This is a genomic window from Kitasatospora sp. NPDC023385, from assembly GCF_055664045.1.
In genome coordinates this window covers 247,930-260,716 of the sequence record NZ_JBVOOL010000005.1, presented here as the reverse complement: position 1 = coordinate 260,716, position 12,787 = coordinate 247,930, and the positions used below count along the sequence as shown (strand labels likewise).

The window sequence follows — 12,787 nt, the reverse complement described above, 5'->3', positions numbered from 1 at the left end:
TCGCACCCTGTGGAGCCTTCAGGTCGGATTCGAAACGATTCGAAACTCGCCCGAACTCCGTAGCGGGCTCCCCGGCCCGCCCCCCTCGCACCTCCTCGCACTCCCCCGCCGTCGAGGCCCCGGGGTGGAGCTAGGTTGGGGGCATGACCACCGAGGCCCACGACCAGGCCGCGCCACTCGTCGCCGTGGCGTCCGCCGACGCCGTGCTGCGGCACCCCGGGGCGGGCGAGCACCTGCTGACCGCACTCGAACGGGAACGCGCCGCACGCTTCCGGCACGAGTCCGGGCGGAGCGACTTCACCGCCGGGCACCTGCTGGTCCGGCTCTGCGCCGCCCGGCTGCTCGACGTCCCGGTGAACGGCCTGGTCCTCGCGCAGCAGTGCCCGGACTGCGGGCTCGCCGACCATGGCAAGCCGTACCTGCCCGACCACCCGGGGGTGCACGTGAGCCTGTCGCACACCCGGGGCGTGGTCGCCGCGGGCGCCGGGTACCGGCCGATCGGCGTGGACGTCGAGCTGGCCGCCCGGAGCGGCTCGCTGGGCGCGGTCGCCCGCCGGGTGCTCACCCCGGCCGAGCTGGCCGCGGTCGAGGCGGACCCGGAGCCGGGCCGGGCGTTCCTGCGGCAGTGGGTGCGCAAGGAGTCACTGATCAAGATCGGGCGGGCCACCCTGGACACCCTCGACCGGATCGACCTGTCCGCCCTGCCGCTGGCCGTGCCGCCCGGCGCCCCGCTGCACAGCCGGTACGAGGACCTGCACCTGGTCGACTGGACCGATCCGGAGCACGGCGCCGCCGTCGCGGCGGTCAGCACCGCCCCGCCGCGGATCGTGGAGCTGACGGCCGCGGGCTGATCGGGGGCTGAGGGGGCAGGAGCGGGAGCGGGGAGAGAGGGGTGGGAGGCGGCCCCGGGGCCGGGCCCTGGCCTGTGGATAAGCGGTGTTAGCGTGCCTGGTCGTGGACGCGCCGACCACGCGCGCCCGCCGTCCCAGCTGCCCACCGGATCAAGAGGGTGCCCCGCCATGGCCAAGTTCCTGCTGAGCCTGCATGTCCTCGTGTCGGTCCTGTTCATAGGCCCGGTCGCGGTGGCCGTCAGCATGTTCCCCCGCCGGGCGAAGGCCGCCCTGGCCGGCGGCCCCGACCAGGCCTCGGACGCGGGCGTACTGCGCGTCCTGCACCGGATCACCCAGATCTACGCGCTGCTTGGCGTCGCGGTGCCGGTCCTGGGCATCGGCCTGGCCCAGGTGATGGACGTGATGGGCCAGTCCTGGCTGATCGTCTCGATGGTGCTGACCGCCGTCGCCGCACTCGTACTGCTGCTCTTCGTGCTGCCCGGCCAGCAGGCCGCCGTGGACGCGCTCGGCCTCGACCCGGCGGAGGCGCAGCACACCAAGGCCGTCAGCGGCCTGCGCCTGCTGCCGATGACGGCCGGGGTGTTCAACCTGCTGTGGGCCGTCGTCGTGGTGATCATGGTCATCCGTCCGGGCTCCAGCACCGGCGTCTGATCCCCGCTCCCCCGCCCCGCCCCTCCGCCTCCCTCTCCCCCGTCCCCCCTCTCTCGCGGACCGGGCCCGTTCGAGTACCGTCCTGGGCCATGACGATCATGGCGGGCATGGGCAGCCCGACGGGAACCGGAGTCGGCCCGCTGCTGCTGCAGCCCGCCGCTCAACGCGATCCGGGCCACCCTCCACCCGGACGGGCTGGCGCCGCGCATCGTCAACCTGCGGCAGTGGCGGCAGCACCGGTTGGAGCGGATGGAGCGCCGACTGGAGCTGGGGTGCGCCGAATCGCTGCGCCGGCTGTACGAGGAGGTCCGCGGCTACCCCGAGCCGGCCGACGGCCCGGCGGGCGCGGCAGAGCAGACGGGCGCGGCGGGCTTCGCGGACGGCCCGGCCGGCCGCCCGGCGGGCGGCCTACCGAGGGAGGGTTCCCGTTCGCGCTGCCGGTGCGGATCCGGCACGAGGGGCGGGTGCTCTCCTTCCTCTCCACCATCGCGACCTTCAACACGCCGCTGGACGTGACCGTCTCCGAGTTGGCCCTGGAGACCTTCCTCCCGGCCGATGCGGAGACGGCGCGGTTCCTGCAGTCCACGGTCGGGCCGGAGCGTCGGCCGTAGCGACCAGCGCCCCCTCCAGCACGGGGGCGGGGCCCCGGGCCGTGGTCACGGCCTCCGGGGCGGCTGCCGGAGCAGGACGCCCGCCCGTTTCACCGCGCGGGCGGTGATCGTGGTCTCGACGCGGGCGGCCCCGAGCGGGCCGAGGGTGTCGGTGAGGAAGCGGTACAGGCCGCCGTAGTCCGCGCAGAACAGGGTGGCCAGCAGGTTGGTCGGGCCGCTGGTGGCGAAGACGCCGTGGACCTGCGGGTGGCGGGCCAGCGCCGCGCCGACCTCGGCGAGCCGGCCCGGCGGCACGTCCAGCCAGAGGTTGGCGTCCACGGCCATGCCGAGCAGCCTCGGGTCGACGGTGGCGTGGGTGCGCAGCAGGCCGAGCCCGTCCAGGCGCTGCAGTCGGCGGCGCACGGTCGACTCCGGCGCGCCGACGGCCGCGGCCAGGGCCGCGTGGGACTGCCGGGCGTCCTCGCCCAGCCGCTCCAGCAGGACCCGGTCGAGGGGGTCCAGGGCCGGGGGTGCGGCGGGGCGCGGGACGGCGGGCCGGGCGAGCGCGGCGGTCTCCTCGTCGGTCAGGTGGCCGGCCCGCCACTGCCCGGCGTCGGCGAAGGCGTGCAGCACGGCATGGGTGGCGGTCTCGGTGACGGCGCCGGTCGCGGGCAGTTGCCCGTACAGCAGGCGGTCGCGGGCCCCGGCGTCGGTCAGCATGACGGCGCCGACCTCGTGGCCGCCGAGCATCACGTCGACGAAGGGGACGTCCGGACGGTCGGCCAGCGCCCGCGCGATCGCGTCGACCCGGCCGCTCAGCACCCGGACCCGCAGCAGCAGCGCGCCCACGGCGGCGTCCTCGACGTCGGGCAACCGGACCACCCGCAGCACGTCGGCCTGCCGCATCCGGGCCAGTCGGCGGGTGACCGTGCGGGGCGAGACGCCCAGCACCTCGGCGATCCGGCCGGGTTCGGCCCGTCCGTCGACCTGGAGGGCGCAGACCAGGCGGCGGTCGAGGGCGTCCAGGACGGTGTCCGGATCAGTCGTACTGAGGTCCATGCTGTCCGATCCCCGTCGTTGTGCGCTGCTGGAGCGACCCGTTCGGCAGCCTCGACGGTACTCCTTGTCCTCGGAAGCCGGAGCGGACCAGCCCGGCCGGCCCGCAACGAGGAGGAAACCGCTGTGACGACCGAGACGACCGCGACGACCGGACTGTGGGCGCTGGTGGAGGGCGTGGAGCGCGCGGTGCGCGAGGTCGGCGCGAAGCTGGCGGCGCACCGGTCCACCGAACCCACGACGGCCCGGACCCTCGCGGAGGCGGGGGCCCGCTTCGCGGAGCTGGACGGCCCGGCCGCCGCCGAGCTGCGGGAGCGGCTGACCGCGCTGCGCCCGCAGGCCGGCTGGGTGCCGGAGGAGTTGGACGGCTCGGTGCCCGCCGAGGGCGAGTGGTGGCTGTGCGACGCGACCGACGGCGCGGTGCAGTACCTGCTCGGCCATCCGCACTGGGCGGTCACCGCCGTACTGGTGCGGGACGGCGCCGCGGTGCTGGCCGTGGTGCACGCCCCGCAGCTGGACGGCGGGCGGACCTACCGGGCGGTGCTGGGCGGCGGCGCCGAGCTGGACGGGCGGCCGATCACGCCGATGGAGCGCGACCTGGCGGCCACCGTCGCCGCCACCAGCCAGCCGCCCCTGGTGGCCGACGACCCGGTGGCGCTGCGCAGGGCGGGCGAGTCGCTGTCCGCGATGGCGGGCGCGGTACTGGCGGTGCGCAACCTGGGCCCGACCGCGCTGCAGGTGGCGCAGGTCGGCTCCGGGCACCTGGCACTGTTCTGGCAGTACGGGCCGGACGCGGGCAACCTCCTGCCCGGCGCGCTCATCGCGAGCGAGGCGGGCGCGGCGGTGACGGACGCCACCGGGGCGGCCTGGACGGCCGGCTCCGACAGCTTCCTCGCCGCCGCGCCCGGGCTGCACGCGGACGCGCTCGGGGTGCTGCGGGCGGTGCGGTGATCAGCCCAGCCCGATCAGCTCACCCCCATCGGTTCACCCTGATCAGTTCACCCTGATCAGTTCACCCCGATCAGTTCACCCCGAACAGGGCTGCGGCGTTGTCGTGGCAGACGGCGCGCAGCCACTCCTCCCCCAGGCCCAGCCCGGCCAGCACCTCCAGTTGGTGGACGTACCGGTACGGGATGTTGGGGAAGTCGCTGCCGAGCAGGACGCGGTCCTGCAGCCCTCGCAGGCGCGGCAGTTCGGCGCGCGGGAACGGGTCCTCGGCCTCGACGAAGTCGGTGAACGCCATGGTGGTGTCCAGCCGGACGGACGGGTGGCGCTCGGCGAGGTCGAGGAAGTCGCGGTACTCGGACATGCCGAGGTGCGCGACCACCAGGACCAGCCCGGGGTGCCGGTCCAGCACCTCGCCGATCGGGCCGGGCCCGGTGAACTTGCCCGCCACCGGCCCGGATCCGCAGTGGCTGACCACCGGGATGCCGGTCTCGGCGAGCAGCCCCCAGACGTCGTCCAGCCGCCGGTCCGTCGGGTCGTAGCCGCCGACCTGCAGGTGGGCCTTGAACACCCGGGCGCCGCCCTCGACCGCCCGGGCCACGTAGCCGGGCGCCTCGGGTTCGGCGAAGAAGGTCGCGGTGTGCAGGCAGTCCGGGGTCCGGGCGGCGAAGTCGGCGGCCCAGGCGTTCAGCCAGGCGGCCATGCCCGGCTTGTGCGGGTAGAGCATGGACGTGAACGCCCGCACCCCGAACTCCCGCAGCCGATCGACGCGTTCGGCCTCGGCCTCGCGGTAGGTGATCGGCCAGGGCCGGCCGATGAGCGGGCCGGCCGCGTCGAAGTACGCCCACACCTTGTCGAGGACGCTCTTCGGCATGAAGTGGGTGTGCACGTCGATCAGGCCGGGCAACCCGAGGGCCTGCCAGAACGCGCGGACGTCCGCCGCGTCCCGGGCGCTCACGCGGGCACCGGACGGGCACGGTCGATGATCGCCCCGGTGTCGACCCCGGACGGCAGGGTGCCGAAGGCCGCCCCGTGGTCGCCGCCCAGCCGACTGGCGCAGAACGCGTCCGCCACCGCCGGGCTGCCGTACCGGACCAGCAACGAGCCCTGGAAGGCCAGCGCCATCGACTCGACCAGCCGGCGGGTGCGGAACTCCAGCTCGGTCAGGTCGGTGAGCTGCTTGCGCAGCGCGGCGACGGCCGCGTCCAGCCGGCGGTCCGCCCCGGCGGCGGCGTCGAGTTCGCCGAGGAAGGCCTCGACGCTCTCCGGGCGCTTCGCCATGGCCCGCAGCGCGTCCAGGGCGGCGACGTTGCCGGAGCCCTCCCAGATCGACACCAGCGGCGCCTCCCGGTAGAGCCGGGGCATCCCGGACTCCTCCACGTAGCCGTTGCCGCCCAGGCACTCCAGCGCCTCGGCGGAGTGCGCCGGACCGCGCTTGCACACCCAGTACTTGGCCACCGCCAGGCCCAACCGCCGCACCAGCGCCTCGGTTTCACTCTCGGCGGCGGTGCGCCCGACGGCCTGGGCGAGGTCGGTGGACCGGGCGAGGTGGGCCTGGGCGAGGTCGGTGGACCGGGCGAGCCGCATCGCGACGATCGTGGCCGCCTCGGACTCCACCACCAGGTCGGCGAGCACGTTGCGCATCAGCGGCTGGTCGACCAGCGCCCTCCCGAACGCCCGCCGGTGCAGGGCGTGGTGGACGGCCCGGGTGGCACCGTAGCGCATCCCGGAGGCGGCGCCGATGGTGCAGTCCAGGCGGGTCGTGTTGACCATCTCGATGATGGTCGGCACCCCGCGGCCCTCCTCCCCGACCAGCCAGCCGACCGCGTCGTCGTACTCCAGCTCGGCGGAGGCGTTGGACTTGTTGCCGAGCTTGTCCTTGAGCCGCATCAGGTGGAGGCGGTTGCGGCTGCCGTCGGGGAGGATGCGCGGCAGCACGAAGCAGCTGAGACCGCCCGGAGCCTGCGCGAGCGTCAGGAACAGGTCCGACATCGGCGCCGAGGTGAACCACTTGTGGCCCGTGATCCGGTAGGTGCCGTCCGGCTGCGGGGCCGCGGTGGTGGTGTTGGCGCGGACGTCCGAGCCGCCCTGCTTCTCGGTCATCGACATGCCGGCGATCAGCCCGCGCTTGGTGCGCGGCTCGCGCAGCCCGTAGTCGTACTCCTTGGCAGCCAGCAGCGGCTCCAACTCGGCGGCCAGGGCCGGGTTGGCGCGCAACGCCGGAACAGCGGCGTAGGTCATCGAGATCGGGCAGGTGTGGCCGGCCTCGACCTGGCTCCAGACCAGGAACTTCGCCGCACGGGCGGAGTGGGCGCCGGGCCGCTCGTCCCGCCAGGGCGCGGCGTGCAGACCGTACGTGACGGCGGTGCGCATCAACTCGTGCCAGTACGGATGGAACTCGACCTCGTCGACGCGGTGGCCGAAGCGGTCATGGGTGCGCAGCACGGGCGGGTTCTCGTTGGCCAGCCGGCCCCACTCGGCGGCCTGCTCGGAGCCGGCCAGTCGGCCCAGCTCGCGCAACTCCGGCTCGGCCCAGCCGGCGCCGGCCCGGTCCAGGGCGGCGAGCAGGGTCGGGTCGGCGGCGGCGTCGTGTCCGTACGGCAGAGGTACCTGGTTGGTGACCTCATGCGTCGCTGTCATCGCGTCCTCCCATGGCACGCAGGGTGAAGGAGACCAGGGCGGGAACCACCGTGGTGTTGTCGCTGTGCTGGTTGTCGCTGTGTCGGTTGTCGCTGTGTCGGTTGTCGCCGAGGTGGTCGTCACTCGGGTGGGGGGCCGCCGCGAGCGGGCCGGCCAGGGCCTCGCCGACCGCGCCGACCAGGGCCGCGGCCGTCAGCACCGGGTCCTGTTCGGGCAGTTCGCCGCTCGCCACCGCGCGGGCGATCTCGGTGGCGATCACGTCCCGGAACGCCCGCCGGAACACCAGGCGCTCGCGGTCCACCACCGCGTCGGCCGGCTCGACCAGCAGCGCGTACGCCAGCCGGCGCGCTCGCAGGGCGCGGGTGGCGAAGGTCTCGACGACGGCGGCGATCCGCTGCTGCGGGGAGTCCCGCTGGGCGACGGCCGCGTTGACCGCGTCGATCTCGCGGGTGACCACCCGGCGGAACAACTGCACCGACAGCTCGGCCTTGTTGGCGAAGTGCTGGTAGAGGCTCCCGGTGGCGATCCCGGCGCGGTCCGCCACGGCGGCCATCGTGCAGCCGCCGTAGCCGCGCTCGGCGAGCAGGAGGGCGGCCGACTGCAGTACCGCTTCGCGCTGGGCGTCCAGGCGGGCTTGTACGGCGGGCGTGCGTCGGTAGGCCATGGAAATAGTGAAGCACTGATTCAGTGCTTCGGACAGGGTCGGGGCGGGCGGGGAGGGAAGAACGGCAGGAGGCCGCCCCGGGCAGGGGCGGCCTCCTGGTACGTGGGGACCTTGTTCGCTCAAGCGTGCTCGGTGTACTCGGCGTGCTCGGCGTAACTGGGAGTGCTCGGCGCTCGCTCAGCCGCTGGTTACAGCGGGCGGCGCTCCTGCTCCAGCCGCTGGCCCTCCACGTCGAGCGGACCGAAGGACGGGATCAGCTGCGGCGACTTGGCCAGCGAACGGGCGGCGTCCTGGTCACCCAGACCGGCCCACTCCAGCACCTTGGCGGTGGCCTCCGCCGACTGCTCGGCCGGCAGCTTGCCGATGTTGGAGCCGTGGTTGCCGCCGGGCACGGTGTAGACGTAGCTGTCCTCGCTGCCCCGGCCGAGACGGAAGGGCTTGGCGCCCCACGGGTCGTTGCCGCCGTAGACGTACATGATCCGCTCGCCGTCGCGCTTCACCCACCGGTCGATGTCGGGCATCGCGTACGGGTTGAAGACGGTCGGGATCTCCTTCGGCACGTAGGAGCGGGCCGAGTACAGCTCCTTGTAGTCGTAGTGCAGCTGGTCCTTGAGGTACGAGACGTCGAAGAACGGCGCGCCCAGCTCGGTCGCGGCCTGGTAGTAGTACGCGGTGTACTTCGCCAGCGACTGGTCGCTGTTGCCCGTGATGCCCGACTGCGCGTCGAACCACGCGTACAGCTCGTCGTCGGTCGCGGTGGCGGCCACCGGCACCTTGGCGCAGTCCGACTCCAGGCTGTACTGCCAGAACGCCCAGACCACGTCCAGCACGCCCGCCTCGTACGCGCGGTCCGGGGTGCCGAGGGTGCTGAAGGTGGAACCGGCCGCCTGGTTGTCGGCGACGTAACGGGCCTCCAGGCGGTCACGACGCACCAGCAGCTCGCGCTGGGCGGCGTTCAGCTTGGCACGGCACTCGGGGGTGCCGACGGTGCGGAAGAACTCGGTGTAGGCCGAGTAGTCGTTGACGTCCGTGTTGTTCGGCGCGACGTAGGCGATCGTGCCCGCCACGTCGTCCGGGTAGAACCGGCGGTAGAAGGTGGAGGACATCCCGCCCTTGCTGGCGCCGGTGGAGAGCCACTCCTGCTGGTAGATCCGCTTGAGCGCGGTCACCAGCTTGTGCGAGTCGGCGGCCTGCTGGCGGATGCCGGCCTTGGACCAGTCGGCCGGCTCGGGGCGGGAGGGGGTGAAGTAGCGGTACTCGATGGACACCTGGTTGCCGTCCACCAGACGGGTGGGCTCGGTCCGGGACGGATTGGTGCCCAGGGTGTAGCCGTTGGTGTAGAAGACCGTCGGGCGGTCGTACCCGCGGTGCAGCAGGCTGAAGCGCTGCTGGAAGCTGCCCAGCCAGGGGCGGGCGTGGTCGATCGGCTGGGTGTAGGTGGCGATGAAGTAGCGGTGACCGGTGGTGGTCGGCTTCTCCTCGGTGATGGTCACCCCGGGGATCGCCGCCAGGCGGTCCTTGATGTCGGCGTTCGGGTCGTCGGCGGGGCTCCGGCCGTGGGCGGACCCGGCCCCCTGCGCCCCCTGGGCGTCCGCGGCCGACGCCGGGGCCGCCAGGGCACCGAACGCGAGCAGCGGTATCAGCAGGGTGGAAACCAGCAGCCTTCTCAACGCGGTGGTCATCAACTCTCCATGTGATCAATGGACATGGCTGCCGCCCGTCCTGGCGGCTCTGCCGTGCAGGTGGTGTGGGCGGTGCGGGCAGTGCGGGCAGTGCGGGCAGTACGGACGGTGCGGGCAGTACGGGCGGTGCGAGTGGCGCCGGCGGTGCGGGTGGTGCGGGCGGTGCGATGGCCGCCCGGTGGACGGCCGAATGGGCCATCCGCCGTCGGCGGATGGCCCATCGGGGTAAAGGTGCTGGTCAGCGGGGCTCCCTCGCCCGGTCTGCCGGGTGCTCGGTTACGGGCGGGGCAACGCGCAACCGGGGAGTGTGAGGTCGAACCGGTTGCCGGCCGCGAAGCAGGCCGGGATCCCGTACGTCTCCTGGGCGTAGCCGATGCCCTGGCGCACCGTCACGCCGCCGTTCTGGTCCACCTCGCAGGGGTTGTCCAGGGTGCAGCTCTCGCCGCTCTCGTTGATCGTGTTGTTGACGGCGACCACCTGGCCGGACGAGGCGTCGACCACCGGCGAGCCGGAGGTGCCGCCGATCACGTCGCAGGCCGAGGTGTAGCGGACCGAGTCCTTGAAGGTCCAGTCGGCCTCCTTCAGCCGGTAGGCGAAGCCGTCGACCGAGCAGGAGTAGATCTTCTTCCAGTAGCTGGAGACGACCCGGATCGAGGTGCCCTGGACGGGGTGGGTGGCGGCGACGGTCAGCGGGGCGATCCCGTACCGCGACTGGATCGAGGAGTAGCTGGTGTTCAGCTGGTAGATCGACACGTCGGTGTCGGTCATCGCGCCGTAGACCACCTTGGTCGCGCGCAGGGTGGCGAGCCGGCCGCCGGTGGCGCTGAGCAGCGTGAAGGACCGGCTGGAGGGCTGGTTGAGGACCACCTCACCGGGGCCGGGCATGCCGGTCTCCAGGCAGTGGCCGTTGGACAGCACGAGGGCCGGGTCGCTCGCGGCCGAGCCGGGCATCCGAACCAGCGAGCCGGAACAGTTGCTGAGCCCGACCGTCCCGGCGAAGTTGACGGTGGCCGTGGGGGCGGCCTGGACCGGGGCGGCTCCGGCGAGGGCAGTGGCACCTGCGATCAGGAGCGTGGCGAGCATGCCTATGAGCGGCTTCTTCATGAGAGACCTCTCGGTGTGGGGGGTCCACCAAAACTGTCGCGGACATGACCCCCTGTCAAGAGTCAAAGCATGACCAAGAAACCCTCCCGACGGCAATGGCCGGTTAGCAACCCCGCCCACGGCCGGAGGCCCCCGGCCCCCACCCCGCCAGGGTCAACTCCCTTGCCAGTGGCGCCGCCCCAGGCTGATCAGGCGCAGCTGCAGGCGCGCGGTGGCGGCGATCCGCCGCTCCCGGGCCGGGTCCGCCTCCTGTGCCTCCAGGAAGGCGGAGGCCGTGGACACCATGTGGTCCACGTACAACTCGGCTAGCATCCGCAGGTCCTGCTCGCTCCACCCCCGCGACACCGGCTGCAGCGCCAACGCGGCCCCCACCTCGGTGGCGAAGCGGCCGAGTTCGGCGTCGATCGCCTCGCGTACCTGCCGGACCCCACCGTGCCGCTCACGCGACAGGAAGCGGACGTGCGGGCGATGCTCACGGACATGCCGCTCGATCACATCCACCGCACGGTCGATCAGCTCCTCGGTGCCGCCGGCCTCGGCGAGCACGGAGCGGATCATGACGTGCAGGCTGGCCAGCGACTCCTCGACCAGCGCGACACCGAGGGCGGCGAGGTCCGGGAAGTGCCGGTAGAACGCAGCCGGGGAGAGCCCGGCCTCCCGGGTGACCTCACGGACACCCAGGCTGGCCAGGTTCTGCTCGGCCAGCAGGTGCAATCCGGCGTCCAGCAGGGCCCGCCGACTCTGCTGCTTCTGGGCCTGTCTGGCCCCTACGGTGTGACTCACGCCATTCAGTAAACAGTCGTTTGCCGAACTTGGCCAGTCGGCGTACAGTGGGACCGAAGTCAGCGAACACTTGTCAACCGAAACCGATTCGGTCTCGCCGGACGCCCTCCGAGCCCAGGCCCGAGCCAGAGCCCGGACCTGATCCCGAGTCCGAGTCCGAGTCCGAGTCCGAGCGACAGTCACAGCCCCAACCGCAGCCAAAGCGCGAGCCACAGCCCGAGCCACAACCGAAGGAGCCAGCCGTGATCCTGCTCTCCGCCCTCGTCGCCATGGGCGTCCTGATCGGCGCCGCCGCCCACACCTCGCTCCCGGTCTTCCTCGCCGCTTCCGCCGCCATCACCGCGTGGCTGCTCGCCTTCGGCGCCCGCGAGGGCATCTCCCGCCTGCGCCACCGCTGATCCGACGCTCCCCGGACCGCACCCGCGTCCGCTCCCCAGAGAGGACCCGCACCGCCATGAGCACCGTCACCAACCACCAGGACGTCAACCGTCAGCGCGTCAGCCGGCCGGACACCGCCGATGCCGACGGCATGGCCATCGCCTCCTTCCTCCTCGGCCTCCCGGGCCTGTTGCTGTTCAACATCGTCCTGGGCCCGATCGCCATCACCCTCGCCACCCTGGCCCTGGTGCGCGGCACCAGCCGGCGCGGCCGCGCCGTCCTCGGCCTGGTGCTCGGCATCGCCTCGCTGGTGATCCTGGCCATCACCACCGCCACCTCCCACGGTGTGCTCATGGACTTCAGCTCCTGATCAGTCCTCAACTCCTTCCGGCCTCTCCTGCGGCCGTCGAACAACTGATCCCCTCCAACCCGCCCCGCTCGCCCGGCCCGCCACGTAGGGTGGCCCTGCATCGGCCGAGCGACCCCAGGGGGCAGGAGTGACTACGGAGAACCGCAGCGACGCGGGGTCGGCGGGGCCCGCCCCGACTGGCGGACGACTGCTCGCCGTGAGCGATCTGCACATCTCCTACCAGGAGAACCGCGACCTGGTGGAGAAGCTGCAGCCCGCTCACCCCGACGACTGGCTGCTCGTCGCCGGTGACGTCGCCGAGCTCACCACCAGCATCGAGTGGGCCCTCGGCCTGCTCGCCGAGCGCTTCGCCCGAGTGGTGTGGGCGCCCGGCAACCACGAGCTGTGGACCCACCCCGAGGACCCGGTCCAGCTGCGCGGCGTGGCCCGCTACGAGCACCTGGTGGAGCTCTGCCGCGGCCTCGGCGTGCTGACCCCCGAGGACCCGTACCCGATCTGGGAGGGCGCCGACGGACCGGTCCGGATCGCCCCGCTCTTCCTCCTCTACGACTACTCCTTCCGTGCACCGGGCACGGCCACCAAGGAGGAGTCCCTGGCGGCCGCCTACGAGAGCGGCATCGTCTGCGCGGACGAGCGGATGCTCTACCCCGACCCGTTCCCGGACCGCGACTCCTGGTGCCGCGAACGCGTCCGGCTGACCGAGCAGCGGCTGGCGGCCTGCGACCCGGACGTCCCGCTCGTGCTGGTCAACCACTACCCGCTGGTCCGCCACCCCACCGAGATCCTCTGGTACCCCGAGTTCGCCCAGTGGTGCGGCACCGAGCTGACCGCCGACTGGCACCGCCGCTTCAACACCGCAGCGATGATCTACGGCCATCTGCACATCCCCCGCAGCACCAGCTACGACGGCGTCCCCTTCCAGGAGGTCTCACTGGGCTACCCGCGCGAGTGGCGCAAGCGCGGCCTGCCGAACCCGTTGCTGCGCGAGGTGTTTCCGCAGACCACGGGCTGACCCTCCGCCCCGGCTGGCCCTGCCCTCTCCGGACCCCGCCCCCTTCTACTCCGTCCTTAAT

Annotated in this window: 14 protein-coding genes; 7 read left to right on the top strand and 7 right to left on the bottom strand. The window is 72.9% G+C overall.

Going from position 1 to position 12,787, the window contains the following annotated elements:
- The first annotated feature begins 143 nt into the window (after positions 1–143).
- The 3 genes from AC0B61_RS10990 (at position 144) to AC0B61_RS10980 (ending at position 2,113) form a co-directional block, all read left to right on the top strand.
- Positions 144–851, top strand: a complete 708-nt coding sequence (locus tag AC0B61_RS10990) for a 4'-phosphopantetheinyl transferase family protein (RefSeq protein WP_471740323.1) — start codon at positions 144–146, stop codon at positions 849–851.
- 168 nt (positions 852–1,019) lie between these two features.
- Complete coding sequence (locus AC0B61_RS10985; protein ID WP_471740322.1) at positions 1,020–1,502, top strand: hypothetical protein; 483 nt, start codon at positions 1,020–1,022, stop codon at positions 1,500–1,502.
- Positions 1,503–1,942: 440 nt separating this feature from the next.
- Positions 1,943–2,113: a hypothetical protein gene (locus tag AC0B61_RS10980; protein WP_471740321.1), complete on the top strand. Its 171-nt coding sequence runs from the start codon at positions 1,943–1,945 to the stop codon at positions 2,111–2,113.
- Positions 2,114–2,158: 45 nt separating this feature from the next.
- On the opposite strand, the gene AC0B61_RS10975 is transcribed toward AC0B61_RS10980, so the two are convergent.
- Positions 2,159–3,151: an Lrp/AsnC family transcriptional regulator gene (locus tag AC0B61_RS10975; protein ID WP_471740320.1), complete on the bottom strand. Its 993-nt coding sequence runs from the start codon at positions 3,149–3,151 to the stop codon at positions 2,159–2,161.
- A 123-nt stretch (positions 3,152–3,274) separates the two neighbouring features.
- Between AC0B61_RS10975 and AC0B61_RS10970 the strand changes: the two genes are divergently transcribed.
- Positions 3,275–4,099: an inositol monophosphatase family protein gene (locus AC0B61_RS10970; protein WP_471740319.1), complete on the top strand. Its 825-nt coding sequence runs from the start codon at positions 3,275–3,277 to the stop codon at positions 4,097–4,099.
- 70 nt (positions 4,100–4,169) lie between these two features.
- On the opposite strand, the gene AC0B61_RS10965 is transcribed toward AC0B61_RS10970, so the two are convergent.
- The 6 genes from AC0B61_RS10965 to AC0B61_RS10940 form a co-directional block, all read right to left on the bottom strand.
- Positions 4,170–5,051, bottom strand: a complete 882-nt coding sequence (locus AC0B61_RS10965; protein ID WP_471740318.1) for an amidohydrolase family protein — start codon at positions 5,049–5,051, stop codon at positions 4,170–4,172.
- The gene (locus AC0B61_RS10960; protein ID WP_471740317.1) at positions 5,048–6,733 is read right to left on the bottom strand and encodes an acyl-CoA dehydrogenase family protein; all 1,686 of its coding nucleotides are present in this window, start codon (positions 6,731–6,733) and stop codon (positions 5,048–5,050) included. The genes AC0B61_RS10965 and AC0B61_RS10960 overlap by 4 nt, the downstream gene beginning before the upstream one ends.
- Positions 6,717–7,397, bottom strand: a complete 681-nt coding sequence (locus AC0B61_RS10955; RefSeq protein WP_471740316.1) for a TetR/AcrR family transcriptional regulator — start codon at positions 7,395–7,397, stop codon at positions 6,717–6,719. The genes AC0B61_RS10960 and AC0B61_RS10955 overlap by 17 nt, the downstream gene beginning before the upstream one ends.
- A 188-nt stretch (positions 7,398–7,585) precedes the next feature.
- Positions 7,586–9,079 (bottom strand): S28 family serine protease, encoded by a 1,494-nt coding sequence (locus tag AC0B61_RS10950; RefSeq protein WP_471740315.1) that lies wholly within the window; start codon positions 9,077–9,079, stop codon positions 7,586–7,588.
- A 276-nt stretch (positions 9,080–9,355) separates the two neighbouring features.
- Positions 9,356–10,183, bottom strand: a complete 828-nt coding sequence (locus tag AC0B61_RS10945; RefSeq protein WP_471740314.1) for a S1 family peptidase — start codon at positions 10,181–10,183, stop codon at positions 9,356–9,358.
- Between the two features lie 153 nt (positions 10,184–10,336).
- Positions 10,337–10,966, bottom strand: a complete 630-nt coding sequence (locus tag AC0B61_RS10940) for a TetR family transcriptional regulator (RefSeq protein WP_471740313.1) — start codon at positions 10,964–10,966, stop codon at positions 10,337–10,339.
- Positions 10,967–11,208: 242 nt separating this feature from the next.
- Between AC0B61_RS10940 and AC0B61_RS10935 the strand changes: the two genes are divergently transcribed.
- The 3 genes from AC0B61_RS10935 to AC0B61_RS10925 all read left to right on the top strand — a co-directional run bounded on the left by AC0B61_RS10935 (position 11,209) and on the right by AC0B61_RS10925 (position 12,726).
- Positions 11,209–11,364: a hypothetical protein gene (locus AC0B61_RS10935; protein WP_471740312.1), complete on the top strand. Its 156-nt coding sequence runs from the start codon at positions 11,209–11,211 to the stop codon at positions 11,362–11,364.
- Positions 11,365–11,420: 56 nt separating this feature from the next.
- Positions 11,421–11,714 (top strand): DUF4190 domain-containing protein, encoded by a 294-nt coding sequence (locus AC0B61_RS10930; protein ID WP_471740311.1) that lies wholly within the window; start codon positions 11,421–11,423, stop codon positions 11,712–11,714.
- A 127-nt stretch (positions 11,715–11,841) separates the two neighbouring features.
- The gene (locus AC0B61_RS10925; RefSeq protein ID WP_471740310.1) at positions 11,842–12,726 is read left to right on the top strand and encodes a metallophosphoesterase family protein; all 885 of its coding nucleotides are present in this window, start codon (positions 11,842–11,844) and stop codon (positions 12,724–12,726) included.
- The last annotated feature ends 61 nt before the right edge of the window (positions 12,727–12,787 follow it).

Coding starts and splice junctions, on each gene's coding strand:
- AC0B61_RS10950 (WP_471740315.1), bottom strand. CDS start 9,079: ATGACCACCGCGTTGAGAAGGCTGCTGGTTTCCACCCTGCTGATACCG.
- AC0B61_RS10990 (WP_471740323.1), top strand. CDS start 144: ATGACCACCGAGGCCCACGACCAGGCCGCGCCACTCGTCGCCGTGGCG.
- AC0B61_RS10975 (WP_471740320.1), bottom strand. CDS start 3,151: ATGGACCTCAGTACGACTGATCCGGACACCGTCCTGGACGCCCTCGAC.
- AC0B61_RS10985 (WP_471740322.1), top strand. CDS start 1,020: ATGGCCAAGTTCCTGCTGAGCCTGCATGTCCTCGTGTCGGTCCTGTTC.
- AC0B61_RS10945 (WP_471740314.1), bottom strand. CDS start 10,183: ATGAAGAAGCCGCTCATAGGCATGCTCGCCACGCTCCTGATCGCAGGT.
- AC0B61_RS10955 (WP_471740316.1), bottom strand. CDS start 7,397: ATGGCCTACCGACGCACGCCCGCCGTACAAGCCCGCCTGGACGCCCAG.
- AC0B61_RS10960 (WP_471740317.1), bottom strand. CDS start 6,733: ATGACAGCGACGCATGAGGTCACCAACCAGGTACCTCTGCCGTACGGA.
- AC0B61_RS10930 (WP_471740311.1), top strand. CDS start 11,421: ATGAGCACCGTCACCAACCACCAGGACGTCAACCGTCAGCGCGTCAGC.